This window comes from Isoptericola haloaureus (genome assembly GCF_036689775.1).
GTDB lineage: Bacteria > Actinomycetota > Actinomycetes > Actinomycetales > Cellulomonadaceae > Isoptericola > Isoptericola haloaureus.
This window is the reverse complement of record NZ_JBAGLP010000118.1, coordinates 309,920-329,803: the sequence shown is the minus strand read 5'-3', so window position 1 is coordinate 329,803 and position 19,884 is coordinate 309,920. Positions and strand designations below refer to the sequence as shown.

The 19,884-nt window shown below is 72.1% G+C and carries 17 protein-coding genes and 1 riboswitch; of the genes, 15 read left to right on the top strand and 2 right to left on the bottom strand.

Going from position 1 to position 19,884, the window contains the following annotated elements:
- Positions 1–33: 33 nt before the first annotated feature.
- The 13 genes from V5O49_RS11680 to V5O49_RS11620 all read left to right on the top strand — a co-directional run bounded on the left by V5O49_RS11680 (position 34) and on the right by V5O49_RS11620 (position 15,167).
- Positions 34–1,050: a LacI family DNA-binding transcriptional regulator gene (locus V5O49_RS11680; RefSeq protein ID WP_278236658.1), complete on the top strand. Its 1,017-nt coding sequence runs from the start codon at positions 34–36 to the stop codon at positions 1,048–1,050.
- Between the two features lie 197 nt (positions 1,051–1,247).
- Positions 1,248–2,627, top strand: a complete 1,380-nt coding sequence (locus V5O49_RS11675) for an ABC transporter substrate-binding protein (protein WP_332902387.1) — start codon at positions 1,248–1,250, stop codon at positions 2,625–2,627.
- A gap of 72 nt (positions 2,628–2,699) precedes the next feature.
- A complete protein-coding gene (locus tag V5O49_RS11670; RefSeq protein ID WP_332902386.1) occupies positions 2,700–3,680 on the top strand; it encodes a carbohydrate ABC transporter permease in 981 nt (326 codons plus the stop codon).
- Complete coding sequence (locus V5O49_RS11665) at positions 3,677–4,585, top strand: carbohydrate ABC transporter permease (protein ID WP_278236661.1); 909 nt, start codon at positions 3,677–3,679, stop codon at positions 4,583–4,585. The genes V5O49_RS11670 and V5O49_RS11665 overlap by 4 nt, the downstream gene beginning before the upstream one ends.
- Before the next feature lie 83 nt (positions 4,586–4,668).
- Positions 4,669–6,183, top strand: coding sequence for an arabinosylfuranosidase ArfA (gene arfA, locus V5O49_RS11660; protein WP_332902385.1), 1,515 nt, complete (start codon positions 4,669–4,671; stop codon positions 6,181–6,183).
- Positions 6,180–7,211 carry an arabinan endo-1,5-alpha-L-arabinosidase gene (locus V5O49_RS11655; RefSeq protein ID WP_332902384.1) on the top strand — a complete coding sequence of 344 codons (1,032 nt, stop codon included), beginning with the start codon at positions 6,180–6,182 and terminating at the stop codon, positions 7,209–7,211. The genes arfA and V5O49_RS11655 overlap by 4 nt, the downstream gene beginning before the upstream one ends.
- Before the next feature lie 310 nt (positions 7,212–7,521).
- Entirely contained in the window at positions 7,522–9,546 is a 2,025-nt protein-coding gene (locus tag V5O49_RS11650) for a carbohydrate-binding module family 20 domain-containing protein (RefSeq protein ID WP_332902383.1), read from the top strand.
- Between the two features lie 90 nt (positions 9,547–9,636).
- Positions 9,637–9,724: riboswitch (ZMP/ZTP riboswitch) on the top strand.
- A 44-nt stretch (positions 9,725–9,768) separates the two neighbouring features.
- The gene (gene glyA / locus V5O49_RS11645; RefSeq protein ID WP_332902382.1) at positions 9,769–11,052 is read left to right on the top strand and encodes a serine hydroxymethyltransferase; all 1,284 of its coding nucleotides are present in this window, start codon (positions 9,769–9,771) and stop codon (positions 11,050–11,052) included.
- Positions 11,049–11,930: a bifunctional methylenetetrahydrofolate dehydrogenase/methenyltetrahydrofolate cyclohydrolase gene (locus V5O49_RS11640; protein ID WP_332902381.1), complete on the top strand. Its 882-nt coding sequence runs from the start codon at positions 11,049–11,051 to the stop codon at positions 11,928–11,930. The genes glyA and V5O49_RS11640 overlap by 4 nt, the downstream gene beginning before the upstream one ends.
- Before the next feature lie 161 nt (positions 11,931–12,091).
- On the top strand, positions 12,092–12,574 hold the full coding sequence (locus V5O49_RS11635; RefSeq protein ID WP_332902380.1) for a VOC family protein: 483 nt from the start codon (positions 12,092–12,094) through the stop codon (positions 12,572–12,574).
- A 45-nt stretch (positions 12,575–12,619) separates the two neighbouring features.
- The gene (locus V5O49_RS11630) at positions 12,620–13,432 is read left to right on the top strand and encodes an exodeoxyribonuclease III (protein ID WP_332902379.1); all 813 of its coding nucleotides are present in this window, start codon (positions 12,620–12,622) and stop codon (positions 13,430–13,432) included.
- A gap of 158 nt (positions 13,433–13,590) precedes the next feature.
- Positions 13,591–14,823, top strand: a complete 1,233-nt coding sequence (locus V5O49_RS11625) for a Na/Pi symporter (RefSeq protein WP_332902378.1) — start codon at positions 13,591–13,593, stop codon at positions 14,821–14,823.
- Positions 14,820–15,167 carry a hypothetical protein gene (locus tag V5O49_RS11620; protein WP_332902377.1) on the top strand — a complete coding sequence of 116 codons (348 nt, stop codon included), beginning with the start codon at positions 14,820–14,822 and terminating at the stop codon, positions 15,165–15,167. Before V5O49_RS11625 ends, V5O49_RS11620 begins: the two co-directional genes overlap by 4 nt.
- Before the next feature lie 73 nt (positions 15,168–15,240).
- On the opposite strand, the gene galK is transcribed toward V5O49_RS11620, so the two are convergent.
- Both galK and V5O49_RS11610 read right to left on the bottom strand, forming a co-directional pair.
- Entirely contained in the window at positions 15,241–16,470 is a 1,230-nt protein-coding gene (gene galK / locus V5O49_RS11615) for a galactokinase (protein ID WP_332902376.1), read from the bottom strand.
- Positions 16,471–16,579: 109 nt separating this feature from the next.
- The gene (locus V5O49_RS11610) at positions 16,580–17,731 is read right to left on the bottom strand and encodes an Mrp/NBP35 family ATP-binding protein (protein WP_332902375.1); all 1,152 of its coding nucleotides are present in this window, start codon (positions 17,729–17,731) and stop codon (positions 16,580–16,582) included.
- Between the two features lie 112 nt (positions 17,732–17,843).
- On the opposite strand from V5O49_RS11610, the gene V5O49_RS11605 reads away from it, so the two are divergent.
- Both V5O49_RS11605 and V5O49_RS11600 read left to right on the top strand, forming a co-directional pair.
- Positions 17,844–18,656 (top strand): general stress protein, encoded by an 813-nt coding sequence (locus tag V5O49_RS11605; protein ID WP_332902374.1) that lies wholly within the window; start codon positions 17,844–17,846, stop codon positions 18,654–18,656.
- Positions 18,657–18,884: 228 nt separating this feature from the next.
- Positions 18,885–19,853 carry a hypothetical protein gene (locus V5O49_RS11600; protein WP_332902373.1) on the top strand — a complete coding sequence of 323 codons (969 nt, stop codon included), beginning with the start codon at positions 18,885–18,887 and terminating at the stop codon, positions 19,851–19,853.
- Positions 19,854–19,884 lie beyond the last annotated feature (31 nt).

The following is a 19,884-nucleotide window of genomic DNA, read 5'->3' as shown; positions in this document are numbered from 1 at the left end:
ACGCTGTGGCGCGTCGACCAGGAGGAGAGTCACATGGCAGTGACCATGCACGACGTGGCGCAACGGGCCGGCGTCTCGATCAAGACCGTCTCGAACGTCGTCAACGGGTACCCGCACATCCGGCCCGAGACGCGGCGTCGTGTCCAGGACGCGATCGACGAGCTGGGCTACCGGCTCAACACGACCGCCCGCAACCTGCGCCAGGGGCGCACCGGCATGATCGGGCTGGCTCTGCCGGAGCTGTCCCTGCCGTACTTCGCCGAGCTGGCGGACTCCGTCATGCGCGCCGCCGAGGCCCGCGGCGTGGTGGTGCTGCTGGAGCAGACGGGCGCGCAGCGGGAGCGCGAGCTCCAGGCGCTCGACTCGCCCCACCGTCGGCTCACCGACGGGCTGCTGTTCTCCCCGCTGGCCCTCGAGCCCGAGGAGACCGAGCGGCTCCAGGTCGACTACCCGATGGTCCTCCTCGGCGAGCGCATGTTCGGCCCGGTCGACCACGTCACGATGGCCAACGTCGAGGCGGCCAGGGCGGCCACCCTGCATCTCGTCGAGCGCGGGTGCCGCCGGATCGCGACGGTCGGTGCGCACCCCGGCGAGACCATGGGGTCCGCCCGGCTGCGCCTCGACGGGTACCGCAAGGCGCTCGCCGAGGCGGGGCTGCCCTTCGACCCCGACCTGGTCGCCGACGCCGGGCTCTGGCACCGCTCGACCGGCGCCGAGGCCATGACACGGCTGCTCGACGCCGGGGTGCAGCTCGACGGCGTCTTCGCCATGAACGACGCCCTCGCGCTCGGTGCGCTGCACGTGCTCCACACCCGGGGCGTCGCGGTGCCGCGCGACGTGGCGGTCATCGGCTTCGACGACATCGACGACGCCCGCTACTCCGAGCCGCTGCTGAGCACGGTCGACCCCGGGCGGGAGCAGATCGCCGGCACCGCCGTGGACCTGCTGCTGGAGCGCATCGCCGGATCCACGGTCGCGCCTCGACGCGTCGTCGCGGACTTCCGCATCGTCGCCCGGGAGTCGTGCCTGCTGGGGCAGGACGTGCACTGACACGCGCGGCCGGCACGGCGCGCGCCGTGGTGCGGTGACGATCGGGTCACGACGGCACGAGGGGGTTGCGGACCGGATGTACAACGGTGTAAAAATGGTCCTACTCCGATCTACAACGTTGGAGAGAAGGCACCGCGGTCGGTGACCTTTCGCCGGAGGCCAAGGCGGCCCCCGCGCACATCAAGGAGGAACTTCGAATGCGCATCTCACAGCGACGTGGAGCAGCAGCCGTCGCGGCCACCGTGGCGGCCGGTGCGATCCTCACCGCCTGCTCGTCCGGCGGGTCCGAGGACGGCCAGACCGACGCAGGGTCCGCCGCCGGCGGCGAGGACGCGACCTGCACGAACGAGATCCTGAACGCCGACGCTCCCCAGGTGAGCGTCTGGGCCTGGTACCCCGCCTTCGAGTCGGTCGTGGACCTCTTCAACGAGACCCACGACGACGTCCAGGTCTGCTGGACGAACGCCGGTCAGGGCGCCGACGAGTACAACAAGTTCTCGACGACCATCGAGGCCGGCAGCGGTGCGCCCGACGTCATCATGCTCGAGTCCGAGATCCTGCCGACCTACACGATCCTCGACTCGCTGGTCGACCTGTCGGAGTACGGTGCCGGCGAGCTGGAGAGCCAGTTCACCACCGGTTCCTGGTCGGACGTCTCCAACGGCGACTCGGTCTACGCCGTCCCCGTGGACGGCGGCCCGATGGGCATGCTGTACCGCGCCGACATCTTCGACGAGTACGGCGTCGAGCCCCCCACCACGTGGGACGAGTTCGCCCAGGCGGCCCAGGACCTGCGGGACGCCGGCTACGACGGCTACATCACGAACTACCCGACCAACGGCAATGCGCTGAACTACGCGCTGTTCGCCCAGAACGGCTGGTCGCCGTTCGAGTACGACAACGCGAACCCGGCCGAGATCGGCATCGACATCGCCACGCCGGAGGCCGAGGAGGTCCTGTCCTACTGGAACGACCTCATCGAGTCCGACCTGGTCGCCACCGACGACGCCTTCACCTCCGACTACAACACGAGCCTGGTCGACGGCACCTACGCCGTCTACCTCGCCGCCGCGTGGGGTCCGGGCTACCTGCAGGGTCTGTCCGACGCCGACTCGGGCGCCGAGTGGAAGGCGGCACCGCTGCCGCAGTGGGACCCGGCGAACCCGGTCCAGGTCAACTGGGGCGGCTCGACCTTCGCCGTGACCGAGCAGGCCGCCGACCCCGAGCTGTCCTACACCGTCGCCAGCGAGCTGTTCGGCACGATGGACGCCTGGGAGCTCGGCATCGACGAGGCGGCGCTGTTCCCGCAGTGGCTCGAGGCGCTGGAGTCGGACTTCTTCGTCGAGAAGGAGTACGAGTTCTTCGGCGGGCAGCAGATCAACAAGGACGTCTTCATCGAGGCCGCGAACGGCTACGAGGGCTTCTCCTTCAGCCCGTTCCAGGTCTACGCCTACGACCAGCAGACGCAGGCGCTGTACGACATGGTCGAGTCCGGCGGCGACGCCGCCGGCGCGCTGCAGACCATCCAGGACGCCCTGGTGACCTACGCCCAGCAGCAGGGCTTCACCGTCAAGTGATGGCAGGGCCGCCGGTCCGGGCGACCGGGCCGGCGGCCCTCCCTCTCACGCAGGATCGCGCAGGGAGAAACCATGACAACGTCGTCGACGGCAGTCGACCAGACTGCCGGACCCGCGGCTGCGGGTGCACGCGGCGGCAAGCTCCGCAGGAGCTCGTCCACCAGCACCATCGACAGCAAGCGGCAGTGGTGGGGATGGATCTTCACCACCCCGTTCACCATCGTCTTCGTGCTGTTCCTCATCGTGCCGCTCTCCTACGCGTTCTGGATGAGCCTGCACAACAAGGGGATCGCCACCGGCGGTGAGTCGGTCTTCGTCGGGATCGACAACTACGTCCGCGCCTTCACCGACCCGATCTTCCTCGACGGGCTGCTGCTGGTGGCACGGTTCGTGGCCGTGATGGTCCCGATCCAGATCGGCGTCGCGCTGCTGTGCGCGCTGGTGCTCGACACGCTCGCCACGCAGCTCAGCAAGGCCTCGCGGCTGCTCATCTTCGTGCCGTACGCCGTCCCGGCGGTCATCGGCGCCCTGATGTGGGGCTTCCTCTACAGCCCGCGCTTCGGGCCCGCCCAGGACCTCTTCGGGCTCTTCGGCCTCACGGCGCCCGACTTCCTCAGCTCGTCGATGATCTTCACCTCGCTGGTGAACATCGTGACGTGGCAGTGGGTCGGCTACTACATGATCATCATCTACGCCGCCCTGCGGACCATCGACCCCTCGGTCTACGAGGCCGCCCGCATCGACGGCGCGAACGGCGCCCAGATCGCGCTGCGCATCAAGGTGCCGATGGTGTCGTCGTCGATGGTCATGGTCGTGATCTTCTCGTTGATCGGCACGCTGCAGTTCTTCACCGAGCCCACGGTGCTGCGCTCGGTCGCGCAGGGCGCGATCCCGCCGGACTACACGCCGAACATGTACGCGTACTCGCTGGCGTTCTCGTACAGCCAGTTCAACTACGCGTCCACGATCGCCTTCGCACTGGGCATCTTCGTGTTCATCGGGTCGTACCTCTTCCTGTACCTGACCCGCAAGCAGAGCGGACTGAAGTCATGACTACGGACCTCGAGACGACCCAGGCCCCGTCGCGTCGTACCCGGCGCGCGAGCTCCAAGAACAGCCGGCGGATCGGTTCGCACGCGTTCCTGCTGATCATGGCGCTGTACTTCGTCATCCCGCTGTGGTTCCTCATCGTCGGCTCGACCAAGTCCAACAGCGGGCTGTTCGTCGGGTCCGGCGGGGCGCTGTGGTTCAACGACGAGTTCAACCTCGTCGAGAACATCCGCGGGCTCTTCGAGCACCAGGGCGGGATCTACTGGATCTGGCTGCGCAACTCGTTCGTCTACGCCTTCGCCGGCGGGGTCGGCGCCACCGTGCTGGCGGTCTTCGCCGGGTACGGCCTGGCCAAGTACCGGTTCCGGGGGCGTGGTGCCTACTTCACCGTGCTGCTCGGGTCCGTCATGGTGCCGCTGACGGCGCTGACGATCCCCACGTTCGTGCTGCTCAGCGACATCGGCCTGATCAACACCATGTGGGCGGTCATCCTGCCCTCCCTGCTCAGCCCGATCGGCGTCTACCTGATCCGCGTCTATTCCCAGGACGCGATCCCGGACGAGATGCTCGACGCGGGCCGCGTGGACGGCGCCGGGGAGCTGCGGCTCTTCTTCCGGGTGTCGTTGCCGCTGCTGCGTCCCGCCATGGTGACGGTGCTGCTGCTCGCGACGGTGTTCAGCTGGAACAACTTCTTCCTCCCGCTGGCCGTGCTGCGCGACACCGACCTGCTGCCGGTGACGGTCGGCCTGAACCAGTGGCAGGCCCTGTCGAACGCCGGTGCCGGCGGCGAGCAGGTGTGGAACCTCATCGTCACCGGTGCGCTGGTGTCGATCATCCCGCTGATCGCCGCGTTCCTCGGCCTGCAGAAGTACTGGCAGGGCGGGCTCTCCCTCGGGTCGATCAAGTAGTCGACCCGACCCCACGCCCCGGTGGGCACCGCTCCCGCGGTGCCCACCGGACCCATCGTCGTCCCCACCGCGGGGGAGGAATCATGCTGTCCGCATCCGTCACCGTCGACCCGGCCTTCGTCGTCGGACCCGTGCGTCGTCGCACGTTCGGTTCGTTCGTCGAGCACCTGGGCCGTTCCGTCTACACCGGGATCCACGACCCCGAGCACCCGACCGCCGACGCCGACGGGTTCCGCGGCGACGTCGTCGAGCTCACCCGAGAGCTGGGCGTCTCGACCGTCCGGTACCCGGGCGGCAACTTCGTCTCCGGCTACCGCTGGGAGGACGGCATCGGCCCGGTCGAGGACCGCCCGCGCCGTCTCGACCTGGCCTGGCACTCCACCGACCCCAACCTGGTCGGGGTCGACGAGTTCATGCGCTGGGCCGAGCGCACCGGCGTCGAGCCCATGATGGCCGTCAACCTCGGTACGCGCGGCGTGCAGGAGGCGCTCGACCTGCTCGAGTACTGCAACGTCCCCGGCGGCACCGCCTGGAGCGATCTCCGTCGGGCGAACGGGGCCGAGGAGCCGTACCGCGTGTCGATGTGGTGCCTCGGCAACGAGATGGACGGGCCGTGGCAGATCGGCGCCAAGACCGCCGCCGAGTACGGCCGCCTCGCCGCCGAGACCGCGCGGGCCATGCGCATGATCGACCCGGACCTCGAGCTGGTCGTGTGCGGGTCGTCCAACTCTGGCATGCCCACCTTCGGCGCCTGGGAGCACACGGTGCTCACCGAGGCGTACGAGCACGTCGACCACGTCTCGGCGCACGCCTACTACTACGAGGAGGACGGCGACCTCGCCTCGTTCCTCGCGTCGGCCGTCGACATGGACCACTTCGTCGACTCCGTCGCGGCCACGGCCGACGCCGTGCGGGCGGCTGGCAAGCACACCAAGCGGATCCACATCTCGTTCGACGAGTGGAACGTCTGGTACCAGAAGCGCGCCGAGTCCCGTCCGCCGTCGGGCGACGACTGGCCGGTCGCGCCCGTGCTCCTCGAGGACCGGTACAACGTGGCCGACGCCGTCGTGGTGGGCAACCTGCTCATCAGCCTGCTGCGGCACACCGACCGCGTGCACGCGGCCTCGCAGGCCCAGCTCGTCAACGTCATCGCGCCGATCATGACCGAGCCGGGCGGCCGGAGCTGGAAGCAGACGATCTTCCACCCGTTCGCCCTGACCTCCCGGCACGCGGCGGGCGAGGTGCTGCGTCTGGCGATCGACGCGCCGACGACCGACACGGCCCGCTTCGGCGAGGTCCCCGTGCTCGACGCCGTGGCCACCCATGACGCCGGGACCGGGGAGGTCGTGGTGCTGGCGACGAACCGGTCGGTCACCGACGAGGTCACGCTCGACGTCGACCTGCGCGGCTTCGAGGGGTTGCGGGTCGTCGAGGCGCTCACCCTGTCCAACCCCGACCACACCTGGTCGGCCACCGCCGACGACGACTCGTCGGTCGCACCCCGGTCCAACGCGACCGCGCAGGTCGCCGACGGTCGGCTCGGCGCCGTCCTGCCGCCGGTGTCGTGGAGCATCGTCAGGCTCGGGCCCGCGGCGTGAGCCGCTGGCGCGCCGTCGTCGGCCTCGTCGCCGTCGTCGTGATCGGCGCCGGGGTCGCGCTCGCCGCGCTCCGGCCCTGGCAGACGGCGAGCGAGCCCGAGCCGCTGGCCCTCGACGGCGACCTGGCCACCCACGACCCGGCGCTCGTCGTCGGGGACGAGGGCGAGCCCTGGTTCGTCTACTCCACCGGCGCCCCGGGCAAGTCCCGGGGCGCCCCGCTGGTGCACCGGTCCGACGACGGCGGGACCACCTGGGAGGCCGCCGGGACGGCCTGGTCGACCGACGAGGACCCGCAGTGGGTCCGCGACTCGATCGACGGTGTCGAGCACTTCTGGGCGCCGGAGCTCGTCGAGCACGACGGCACCTGGTACCTGTACTACTCGGCGTCCACGTTCGGCTCGAACACGTCGGCCATCGGGCTGGCCACCGGGTCCACGCTGGACCCGGAGGACCCGGACTACGGCTGGACCCACCAGGGCGCGGTCTGGCGCTCGCAGGCCGGCGACCCCTACAACGCCATCGACCCCGGGGTCATCACCGACGCCGACGGCACGCCGTGGTTGTTCTACGGCTCCTTCTGGGAGGGCATCCATGTGCTGCCCCTCGACTGGCCCTCCGGGATGCCGGCGGAGGACGCCGACACCGTGCAGGTGGCGAGCCGGCCCGGCGTCACGCACAACCCGATCGAGGCGCCGTACGTCGTCGAGCGGGACGGCTGGTACTACCTGTTCGTCTCGTGGGGGAAGTGCTGCTCCGGCGTGAGCTCGACGTACTCCATCCACGTGGGGCGCTCCCGCGACGTCACCGGCCCCTTCGTGGACGCGGACGGCGTCGACATGGCCGACGGCGGCGGGACGCTCGTGCTCGGGTCGCGCGACTCCCTGATCGGCCCGGGCGGGCAGTCCCTCTCGGAGGGCTACCTCGGTTACCACTTCTACGACGGCGACAACGCCGGCGCCCACCGCCTCGCGATCCAGCGGCTCGGCTGGGACGACGGCTGGCCGGTGGCGACGACGGCGGTCCCCTGAGCCCGCGTCACCTCTCGGTCCCGGTGCGACACCACCGGGCAGGACCGCAGCTCGACGACGGAGCCCTCGCACCGCACGGTGCGGGGGCTCCGTCGTCGTGACGCCCTCCTCTGTACGTGTGCTGCAACCTTGCAGTAGCGTTGCGGACGGCGCGCCTACCCGGTGCCCGCCCGATCCGGCCCACAGGCCGCAGCACCGTCCCGGCAACGCCGCCGGGCGACGTACGGGTCCTCGCCGACCCCGACGAAGGAGCAGAGCAATGCCGCTCGCAGAACGACACCTCCCACCGCGCCGTGCGCACCGCCGACCGTTGGCCGCACTGGCCACCCTCCTCCTCGCCACCGGCGGACTCCTGGCCGCGACGCCGGCCACCGCCGCCGTACCGACCCCCGACCCCGTCGTCGACTCCCCGAACGGACGCGGCGGCGTGATCGTGCAGATGTTCCAGTGGACCTGGGACGCGATCGCGGACGAGTGCACCTCGACGCTCGGGCCCGCCGGTTACGGGTACGTCCAGGTCTCCCCACCGCAGGAGCACGTGCGCGGCACCGAGTGGTGGACCTCGTACCAGCCGGTCAGCTATCGGATCGAGTCCAAGCTCGGCACCCGCGCCGAGTTCGCGCACATGGTGGACACCTGCGCGGACGCCGGCGTCGGGATCGTCGCCGACGCCGTGATCAACCACACCACCGGTGCCGACCAGGGGTCGGGGACCGGGGTCGCCGGCAGCGCGTTCGGCGTCGACTCGTTCCCCGGCATCTACTCGGGGGCCGACTTCAACGACTGCCGCAGCAGCATCACCAACTACGGCGACCGCTACCAGGTGCAGCACTGCCGACTGCTCTCCCTGCAGGATCTGCGCACCGGGTCGTCCTCCGTGCGCGACACGCTCGCCGCCTACCTGAACGACCTGATCGACCTCGGCGTCGCCGGCTTCCGCATCGACGCTGCCAAGCACATGCCCGCGGCCGACCTCGAGGCGATCCGCTCCCGGCTCTCGGACCAGGACGCGTTCTGGATCCACGAGGTCATCGGAGCCGCCGGCGAGCCGATCACGCCCTCGGAGTACCTGGGCAGCGGCGACTCCCACGAGTTCGACTACGCCCGCGAGCTCAAGAGCAGCTTCGACGGCAGCATCGCTGGGCTGCGCTACATCGGCGACGGCAAGCTGCCGTCCGATCGCGCCGGGGTGTTCGTCGACAACCACGACACCGAGCGCAACGGCGAGACCATGAACGCGCAGTGGGGCGCCAAGTACCTGCTGGCGAACACCTTCATGCTGTCCTGGCCGTACGGCTCGCCGACCGTCTACTCGGGCTACACGTTCTCCGACAAGGACGCAGGAGTGCCCGGATCGACCGACACGACGGTGCCCGACGCCGACTGCGGCTCGTCCACCTGGACCTGCACGCACGCCGCGCCCGAGATCCGCGGCATGGTGGGCTTCCACAACGCTGTCGACGGCACCCCGGTGACGAACTGGTGGGACGACGGGACCAACCACGTCGCCTACGGACGGGGCTCGGTGGGCTACGTGACCCTCAACAACACCGGATCCTCGGTGACGCGCACCTACTCGACGTCGCTGCCCGCGGGCACCTACTGCGACGTGGTCGCCGCCGACGACTGCGCGGTCACCTACGAGGTCTCGGCCTCCGGGACCTTCTCCGCGACGGTGCCGGCCTACGGCGCCCTCGCGCTGCTGGCCGGTGAGCCGACCGAGCCGCCGTCGGGCGAGAACACCACGGTCCACTACGCGACCGACGCGGGCTGGTCGGCGCACCGCATCCACTACCGCGTGGGGACCGGGTCCTGGACGGACGTCCCGGGCGAACCGATGGCGGCAGCCTGCGACGGCTGGGTCTCTCGGGAGATCGCGGCCGACGGGGCCACGATCACGGCCGCCTTCACCGACGGCGCGGGTGCCTGGGACAACAACGGGGGGCAGGACTACACGCTGACCGGGACCGACGTCGTCGTCTCCGGCGGCGAGGTCACAGCCGGCGACCCGTGCTCCGAGCCCGAGCCCGAGCCCGAGCCCGAGGCCGGTGACGTCGAGGTCTCGGTGGACGCCACCACGACGTGGGGGCAGACCGTGCACCTGGTGGGCTCGCTGCCCGAGCTCGGCTCGTGGCTGCCGCGCGACGCGCCGGCGCTCGACGCCAGTACCTACCCGACGTGGACGGGAGCGGTGGAGCTGCCTGCCGGGACGTCCTTCGAGTACAAGTACGTGAAGGTCGACGACGCCGGGAACGTCGTGTGGGAGAGCGGCCCGAACCGCACCGCGACGGTGGGCTCGGACGGCACGCTCGTGCTCCACGACGCCTGGCGCTGAACCGGGCCGCGGGGCGGGGAGCCGTCGTGCGTCCCCGCCCCGTCGGCGTCGTCCCGCCCCGGAGACCGGCTGTGGTGACGCTGCTAGGATCGGTGGCGTCGTGACTGGCGTGCAGGTGGATCACCACCGGGGAGCGACATGCTGTGCTGACGACGGGTCGGTCGCCTGGGCCCGGTCGGTAACGACAACCGTGGAACCGCCGACACAGCAGGAGACGCCCCCATGAGCACTCCCGACCCCACGTTCGACGCCCCTCTCGCCGAGGTCGACCCGGAGATCGCCGCCGTCCTCGACGGCGAGCTGGCCCGGCAGCGCGACACCCTCGAGATGATCGCGTCGGAGAACTTCGTCCCCCGCGCCGTGCTGCAGGCACAGGGCTCGGTGCTGACGAACAAGTACGCCGAGGGCTACCCCGGTCGCCGCTACTACGGCGGGTGCGAGCAGGTCGACATCGCGGAGAACCTCGCGATCGAGCGGGCCAAGGCGCTGTTCGGCGCCGAGTACGTCAACGTCCAGCCGCACTCCGGCGCCCAGGCGAACGCCGCCGTCCTGCACGCGCTCATCAAGCCCGGCGACAAGATCATGGGGCTCGAGCTGGCGCACGGCGGCCACCTGACCCACGGCATGAAGATCAACTTCTCCGGCAAGCTCTACGACGTCGCCGGCTACGGCGTCGACCCGCAGACCTACCGGATCGAGATGGACGAGGTGCGCAAGCGGGCGCTGGAGCACCGCCCCGACGTCATCATCGCCGGCTGGTCGGCGTACCCCCGCGAGCTCGACTTCGCGGCCTTCCGCGAGATCGCCGACGAGGTCGGCGCCAAGCTCTGGGTCGACATGGCCCACTTCGCCGGCCTCGTGGCCGCGGGTCTGCACCCGTCCCCGGTGCCGCACGCCGACGTCGTCTCCTCGACGGTGCACAAGACGATCGGCGGCCCGCGGTCCGGTTTCATCCTCTCCTCGGACGAGCACGCCAAGAAGCTCAACTCCGCGGTGTTCCCCGGCCAGCAGGGCGGCCCGCTCATGCACGTCATCGCCGGCAAGGCGGTGGCATTCAAGATCGCGGGCACCGACGCGTTCGTCGAGCGTCAGGAGCGCACGCGCCGCGGCGCGCGGATCATCGCCGACCGTCTCGCCCAGGCCGACGTCGCCGAGACGGGGGTGTCGGTGCTCACCGGCGGCACCGACGTCCACCTGGTGCTCGTGGACCTGCGGAACTCCGCGATGGACGGCCAGCAGGCCGAGGATCTCCTGCACTCGGTCGGCATCACGGTGAACCGCAACGCGGTCCCGTTCGACCCGCGCCCGCCGCGCGTGACCTCGGGTCTGCGGATCGGTACCCCGGCGCTGGCGACCCGCGGGTTCGGCGACGCGGAGTTCACCGAGGTGGCCGACATCATCGCCGCCGCCCTGCGCGAGGGCACCGCGGCCGACGCCGAGGCGCTCAAGGCCCGCGTCGCGCAGCTCACCGCGGACTTCCCGCTCTACCCGGGGCTGTCCCAGTGACCGCACAGAAGCTGGACGGCAAGGCCACCGCCGCCGCGATCAAGGACGAGCTCCGCGGGCGGGTCGCCGCGCTGCGCGAGCAGGGGATCACCCCCGGGCTGGGCACGCTGCTCGTGGGCGACGACCCCGGCTCCCAGTGGTACGTCGCCGGCAAGCACCGCGACTGCGCCGAGGTCGGCATCGAGTCCCTCCGCGAGGACCTGCCGGCCGACGCCACGCAGGCCGACATCGAGGCCGCCGTCGCGCGCCTCAACGACGACCCGGCCTGCACCGGCTTCATCGTCCAGCTCCCGCTCCCGCCGGGGATCGACACGAACCGCGTCCTCGAGCTCGTCGACCCGGCCAAGGACGCCGACGGGCTGCACCCGACGAACCTGGGGCGCCTCGTGCTGCGCGTGAGCGGGGACATCACCTCCCCGCTGCCGTGCACGCCGCGCGGCATCGTCGAGCTGGTGGAGCGGCACGGCGTCGACTGGGCGGGCAAGGAGGTCGTGGTCCTCGGCCGCGGCGTGACGGTGGGCCGCCCGATCGGGCTGCTGCTGACCCGCAAGTCCGTCAACGCCACCGTGACGCTGACGCACACCGGCACCCGTGATCTGCCGGACCTGGTGTGCCGGGCCGACGTCGTGATCGCGGCGGCGGGGGTCGAGGGCATCGTCACCGCCGACATGGTCAAGCCGGGCGCGGTGCTCATCGACGTCGGCGTGTCGCGGCGCACCGACCCCGAGACCGGCAAGTCCCGGGTGGTGGGCGACATCGCGCCCGAGGCCCGCGAGCAGGCGGCCTGGTACTCGCCGAACCCCGGGGGGGTGGGCCCGATGACCCGGGCGATGCTCCTGGCGAACGTCGTCGACACCGCCGAGCGGCTCGCGGGCTGAGCGCTGGCCCGGTCGGGCGCGGTGGGGTGGCGGTCGCCACCCCACCGCACGGCGTCACCCGCCGCCGAGCCGGTCCCCGGCCGGTGCGATGAGTTCCGTGCGGCGTCGTCGTCCCCCCTGCATGCCCCGACCCGCGGGGCCGTGCATCGAGGAGGGACGACATGATCACCGTGCGACCGCACCTGTGGTTCGGGAACGACCGGGCGCTCGAAGCCGCGGCGTTCTACGCCGACCACATCCCCGGTTCCAGCGTGGGCCGCGTGCTGACGGCCTCGGAGGGCATCCCGGGAGCGACGGCGGGCGCTCCGTTCATCGTCGAGTTCACCGTCTGCGGGCTCGAGGTCGTCGGGCTCAACGCCGGACCCGCGCTGCAGCTCGACGAGGCGTTCAGCCTCTACCTGCGCTGCGACGACCAGGCGGAGGTCGACCACTACTGGGACCTCCTGACCGCCGACGGCGGCAAGCCCGGGCCGTGCGGCTGGTGCACGGACCGCTTCGGGGTGAGCTGGCAGGTCATCCCCCGGCAGCTCGAGGAGCTGTGCGGCGACTACACCACGGCGGCGAACCAGCGCACCGTGCAGGCCATGCTGCAGATGGGCAAGATCGACGTCGCGACGCTGGAGGCCGCTCACCGCGGTGAGTGAGGCACGTCGCTGACGGCGTCGGCGACGTGTGGTGGGATGGCGCGCGTGCTGACTGTCGCCACCGCTAACGTCAACGGGATCCGAGCCGCCGTCCGTCGCGGCATCGACGACTGGATCGCCCGGTGGGATCCGGACGTCCTGCTCCTGCAGGAGGTGCGCGCTCCCGACGAGCTGGTCCGGGCCCACTTCGCCGACCGCCACGTCGCGCACGTGCCGAGCCGGCTCAAGGGACGGGCGGGCGTCGCGGTGGTCTCGCGGCTGCCCCTCGCCGCGGTGCGCGACGGCGTCGAGGCGGACGACGCGTCCGAACCCGACGTCGACAGCGGACGCTGGCTCGAGGCCGACCTCGAGCTCGGTGACGGGGGCCGCCTCACGGTCGTCTCGGCCTACCTCCACTCGGGGTCCGCCAAGCCCGGCCAGGAGCACACGATGGCCGCCAAGTACGCCCATCTCGACAAGGTCTCCCGGCGGCTGGAGGCGCTCGCGGCCGGGCCGGGCCCGGTCCTGGTGGCGGGCGACGTGAACATCGCCCACCGCGAGGTCGACATCGCGAACTGGAAGGGCAACCTGAAGAGCTCGGGGTTCCTGCCGGACGAACGGGCGTACCTCGACCGCTGGTTCGAGGCGGGCTGGACGGACCTCGGACGCGCCCACGGCGGCGAGGGGCCGGGGCCGTACACCTGGTGGACCTGGCGGGGACAGGCGTTCGACAACGACCGGGGCTGGCGGATCGACTACCAGCTCGCCGACCCGCTGCTCGCGGACCGGGCCGTGAAGGTGCAGGTGGACCGGGCGCCGTCCTACGACGCGCGGTGGAGCGACCACGCCCCGGTGGTGGCGACCTACGACCTCGGCTGAGGAGCGTCAGGTGAACGTGTGATGCACGAAACCGTGCGTGTTCATCTTCTGTTTACCTGACGGCTGGGATGGCGTCATCCACGACTGGTTCTCTCAGGAGTGCCATGACGTGAGGCGGCTCCGCGGGGAGCCGCCTCCACCCTGACGGGAGCCGCTACATGACCGACGTCGTCCCCCAGACGTCCGTGACCGCCGCGAACGACGCGCAGGTCGAGCCGAAGCGTCTGCGCAGTCCTTTCGAACGGTTCGGGCTGACCGGCCGGCCGCTGCGCACCGCGAACTGGCTCGGCGTCGTCGCCGGGGTCTACGTGCTCATCACGGCCGTGGAGCTCATCGGCTCCGGGTTCAAGGCGTCGACGGGCAGCGCGGCCGAGGACCTCTTCGCGTTCGCGTCGAACCCGTTCGTGGCCCTCATGGTCGGTGTGCTGTTCACCGCCGCCACCCAGTCGAGCTCGACCACGACCTCGGTCACCGTCGGCCTGGTCGCCGGCGGGCTGCCGATCGCGATCGCGATCCCGATGCTCATGGGCGCGAACATCGGCACCACGCTGACCAACACACTGGTCAGCCTGGGCATGGCACGCGACCGGGACAGCTTCCGGCGGGCCTTCTCCGCGGCGACCGTGCACGACTTCTTCAACCTGCTCGCCGTCGCGATCTTCCTCCCGCTCGAGATGGCGTTCGGCCTGCTGCAGCGTGCCTCCTCCTGGCTCGCCGCCTCCACCTCGGGCGGTGACGGCGGGTTCGTCGCGACGGCCTTCTCCGCGGTCGGCACCGCCGTGGACACGGTCACCGAGCCGCTGGCGAACCTGCTCGAGGCCGGGACCTCGTTCCTGCCCGACCCGTGGCACGGCGTGCTCATGATCGTCCTCGGCATCGGCCTGATCCTCGGCGTCATCAACTGGCTCGGACGCCTGCTCAAGGTGCTGATGGTCGGCAAGGCGGCCGAGCTGCTGCACGCGTCCGTGGGTCGAGGGCCGCTCAGCGGCGTCGCCAGCGGCGCGGCGGTGACGATGATGGTCCAGTCCTCGTCGACGACGACCAGCCTGATGATCCCGCTGGCCGGTTCGGGGACGTTCTCACTCAAGCAGGTCTACCCCTTCACCGTCGGCGCCAACATCGGCACCACGATCACCGCGCTCATCGCCGCCTTCGCCTTCACCGGCGCCGAGGGCGAGCTCGCCCTGCAGGCCGCGTTCGTGCACGTGCTGTTCAACGTCTTCGCCGCGCTGGTGATCTTCGGTCTGCCGCTCCTGCGTCAGGTGCCGCTGCGCGGGGCCGTCTGGCTGGGCGACGTCGCCGCCACCAACAAGCTGTGGGCGGCCGGTTGGGTGCTCGGTGTGTTCGTCGGCGTCCCGATGGCGCTCATCGCCCTGACCGCCGTCCTGTGACCGCGCCGCACGACCGGCCCGACCGGTCCTCGACGGAGCGCAGCGAGGACATCGCCGCGCTGGAGCAGGAGCTGGCCCGCGTCGTGGCCGAGGCGGAGGCCCGCCTGGCCGAGGTGCGTCGAGAGCTGGCCGAGCGGCGCCTGCAGGAGGCCCAGCACGCCGAGATCGACCGGCTCGAGGAGCATCTCGCCAACGCCACCGTGCGCTGGCGCGAGGTGGGGGAGTTCTTCGAGGACGCGCTGCAGCAGCTGCGCAGCGGTCGGCCCGACGGCGAGCCCTCCATGGGAGCGGCACCGGCGTCCGACGACCTGGGCCCGTCGCCGGCGGAGGACTCCCCGGCCTGACGCGCCGGTCCCTCCCGCCGGGTTCGGCCGCCGCGGTCCGGCCGAGGCGGTCCGACCGCCGCCCCGGGCGTGCTCAGTGCGCCGGGGACGACGGCGGCGCGAGCAGGAAACCGGGAGCCGTGAGACCGGCAGCGGCGAACGCCTCGTGCACGGCGGCGGCCACGGCGTCGACCTGGTCGGCACGCACCAGCGCGATCGCCGAGCCGCCGAAGCCACCACCCGTCATCCGGGCCCCGAGCGCGCCGGCGGCGAGCGCCGTGTCGACGACGAGGTCCAGCTCGCGGGCCGAGACCTCGTAGTCGTCGCGCAGCGAGACGTGCGAGGCGTTCATCAGCGGCCCGACCTCGTCGACGCGTCCGTCGCGCACGAGAGCCGCGAAGTCCTCGGTGCGGGCGATCTCGGTGACCACGTGGCGCACCCGCCGCCGCAGCACCTCGCCGTCGTCGGCCGCCGCGAGCCGGGTCAGGGCCTCCTCGAGATCGCCCGGGGAGATCTCCCGGAGCGAGCCGACGCCGAGCGTGTCGGCGGCGCGCTCGCAGGACGCGCGGCGCGCGGCGTACTGGCCGTCGACCAGGGCGTGCTCGGCACGGGTGTCGACCACGAGCAGGGTCAGGCCGGCCCCGGCGAGGTCGAACGGCACGGCGTCGGCCGACTCCAGCGCGGACAGGCCCGGGCGGCAGTCGAGCAGGAGCGCATGGCCGGCCGAGCAGCGCAGCGACGCCGCCTGGTCCATGCCGCCGGTCGGTGCCCCGGCGATCTCGTTCTCGGCACGCACGCACGCCGCGGCCAGGTCGGCGCGACCGGCGTCGTCGGCCGCGAGACCGAGCCCGTGCACGGCGTCGAGCGCCACCGCGACGGCGCACTCGAGCGCCGCGGAGGACGACAGGCCGGCACCGAACGGGACGCAGGAGTCCACGACGGCGTCGAAGCCTCCGACGTCGTGCCCCGCGGCGCGCAGCGCCCAGGCCACGCCGGCCACGTAGGCGCCCCAGCCCTTGGTGTCGCCGGGGGCGACGTCGGCCAGCCGGGTCTCCCAGGTCTCGCCCGGCGCCTGCGCGGACGAGAGCCGCACGACGTCGTCCGGGCGGCCCCGCAGCGCCACGTAGGTGCGGTGGGGGAGAGCCACCGGCAGGGCCAGGCCGGCGTTGTAGTCGGTGTGCTCGCCGATCAGGTTCACGCGGCCCGGCGCGGACCAGACCCCGTCGAGGTCGGCGTCGCTGCCGAAGACCTCGCGGAACAGGGTGCGGACGCGTGCGGCGCCGTCGTCGGCGGACCAGGACTCGAGCCACTCGGGAGACGTCATGGCCCCCAGTATGGAGGACCGCCACGCGGTCCCGGCGAGACGTCCGGCCACCGGTCCGCGGAGCGGACACCCCACGACCGGCGGACTACCCGCCGGGGTGGTCGGAGACTCAGCCGACCGGGGTGACCCCGAGCCGGCGGCCGGCCAGCCCGCGCTCCCGCCCGGCGAGCTGCCGGGCGACGTCGCGCAGCACGCGGGCCCCGGGAGCCTCCGGGTCGCTGAGCACGACCGGGGTGCCCTCGTCGCCGCCCTCGCGCACCGCCACGTCGAGCGGCACCTGGCCGAGCAGCGGGACGTCGTGCCCGACGACGGTGCTGAGCCGCTGCGCGACGGTGCTCCCGCCGCCGGCGCCGAAGACCTCGAGGCGCGTGCCGTCGGGCTGCTCCAGCCACGACATGTTCTCGACGACGCCGATCACGCCCTGCGAGGTCTGGGTGGCTACCGACCCGGCGCGCTCGGCCACCTCGGCGGCGGCCGTCTGGGGGGTCGTGACCACGAGGATCTCGCTGCCGGGCAGGAGCTGGGCGACCGAGATGGCGATGTCGCCGGTGCCGGGCGGCAGGTCGAGCAGCAGCACGTCCAGGTCGCCCCAGAACACGTCGGAGAGGAACTGCTCGAGCGCGCGGTGCAGCATGGGCCCGCGCCACACGACCGGTTGGCCCTGGGGCACGAACATGCCGATCGAGACCACCTTGACGCCGTGCGCGATGGGCGGCAGCAGCATCGAGTCGACCCGGGTGGGCTGGCGGTCGACGCCGAGCATGCGGGGGATGGAGAAGCCGTAGATGTCGGCGTCGACGACCCCGACGGTGAGCCCGTCGGCCGCCATCGCCGCGGCGAGGTTGGCCGTGACGCTCGACTTGCCGACGCCGCCCTTGCCCGAGGCCACCGCGTAGACCTTCGTCAGGCTGTCCGGCTGCGCGAACGGGATGCTCGGGTCCCCGCTGCCGCCCCGCAGGCGCGAGCGCAGGGACTGGCGCTGCTCGGGGGTCATGACGCCCAGGTCGACGTCGACCCGGCCGACGCCCTCGACCGCGCGGGTCGCCGCCGTCACGTCGGTGACGAGCGTGTTCTTCATCGGGCACCCGGCGATCGTGAGGTCCACCCCCACGGTGACGTGGGCGCCGTCCGCGGGGTCCTGCGCGGCCTCGACCTCGATCGAGCGGATCATGTCCAGCTCGGTCAGGGGGCGGCGGATCTCCGGGTCGACGACCCCGGACAGGGCGTCGCGGACGCGGGCCTCGAGATCGGTGGTGCTCATGGGACGATCCTAGGTGTCCGCGGCCAGGGGTCGAACCGTCCCCACGGGGCCGCGCGGGCATCGGGGAGCCGACGGTGTGGCCCCTGGCCTCCGGGTGCGAAATACTGGGCGAATGAGCATGAGCCGTTCGAATCCCCTGCCTCGGGTCCCCACGCCGCCTCAGGGGGACGAGGTCGCCGCCTACGACTCGTACCTCGAGGCGCAGAAGGCCGTCGACTACCTCTCGGACGAGAAGTTCCCCGTCCAGCACGTCACCATCGTGGGCACCGACCTGCGGATGGTCGAGCGCGTCACCGGACGGCTGACGTACGGCCGGGTGGCGCTGGCCGGCGCCCTGTCCGGCGCATGGTTCGGATTCTTCGTGGGCCTGCTCCTGATGTTCTTCGCCGCGGGCGAGACCAGCGTGCTGCTCGTCGCGCTGGCGCTCGGCGCCGGGTTCGGGCTGATGTTCTCGGTGCTCTCCTACGCCTTCACCGGCGGGCGGCGGGACTTCACGTCGCAGTCGCAGATCGTGGCGTCCACGTACGCCCTGCTGTGCGCCACCGAGCACGCGGCCGAGGCGCGGACCATGCTGCAGAACGCACCGGGCGGGCTGGGCAAGCCCCGGCGCCGGGAGCGGCCGGCCGAGCCCGCGGCCCCGTCGGCCCCGGACCCGCGATGGACGATGCCCGACGGCGCCCCGCGCTACGGCGCGATGCGGCCCGGCGGGGAACCGGGTCCGGCCACGACCCCGGGCGGGTCGCGATCGTCGACGTCGGCCGTCGCGGGCGGCGAGGGGCCCTCGCAGCCGCAGCCGGGCCCCGACGAGCGGCCGCCCGCGGTGCCGCCGCAGGGCGCGGAGCCGCCGTCGTCGACCTCCACGCCGACGGCTCCGCCGCCGTCCTCGGACCCCGACGACCCGTACGCGCCGCCGCCGGAGCGCTGAGCGCGCGTTCTGCGCCTGACCGTACCGCCGCCCGCTCTTCTGTCCGCGCCGTCACCTGCCGGTTCGGCAGAGAGCGGCCGGTTCGGCATGCACTCTTGCCGAACCGGCCGCGACGTGCCGACCTGATCGGCTGACGGTTCGTCCCCAGGCCGTGTACGGCCGCCGTTGTCCACCGCCGACGGCCGTCGGCGTCGCCATGAGCCGGCCACCGGCGACAGGATCGTGGACATGGTGATCCCCGGACAGCTGGTGCTGGCACGCGAGACCGACCGGAAGAAACTCCATCGGGCGGTCGCCGCCGGGCGGGTCGAGCGGATCCGTAGCGGTGCCTATCTCGGGCGGCGAGAGTCGAGCGAGGACGACACGTTCGAGGCTGCCCGGCAGCGAGCGCGGGATCTCGTCCTGGCCGTGCACCGCCAGTTGCGGGCCGACCACGTCTTCGGCCACACGACGGCGGCCCTGCTGTGGGGCTGCACGTTGTGGACGACCCCCGCGCACACCCACCTGTGGCAGCGGTACAGGCCGTCGAGTCGCTCGGCCGGCGACCTGCGACGGCACGTCGGCGACGTGCCGTCCTCGCAGCGTTCGAAGGTGGACGGCCTGCCGGTGACGACGCTCGCCCGGACGGTCGTCGACTGCGCGCTGACACTGCACCCGATGGAGGCTCTCGTCGTCGCGGACTCGGCGCTCCGCCTGTCGCCCGCGCTGGACCCCGTCGCGGCGGCCGACGTGCTCGCCCGCGTGGCCCGCCGCAACGGACGGCGGCGGGCGGCATGGGTGCTCGAGCATGCCGACGCCGGCGCGGACTCCGCCTGGGAGAGCTGGCTCCGGTACGTCTGCCTGCGGGCGGGGCTGCCACGGCCGGTGACCCAGGCGCCCGTGAGGACTCGTCGCGGGCTGTACCACTGTGACCTGGGATGGCCGGAGCACGGCGTCTACGCCGAGTTCGACGGCCGGGTCAAGTACGTCGACGGCGCCCTGGGACCCGGGCACGACGGGGCGACGGAACTGCTTCGGGAGAAGGACCGTGCCGAAGCGCTGCTGGACGCCGGTGTGGTCCCCGTGCGGGTGCGGGCTGCGGACGCCCGCCCGCGGCCGGGCGAGCCCGGCGTGCTGCAGCGGATCGCGGACCGCTTCCCGGCGGAAGTGCTCCGGTCCTGCCGCGTCGACCCGCTGCTGCCACCGCCGCTGACCTAGACGGACTGCCGCGACGTCGCACCGGCAGAGA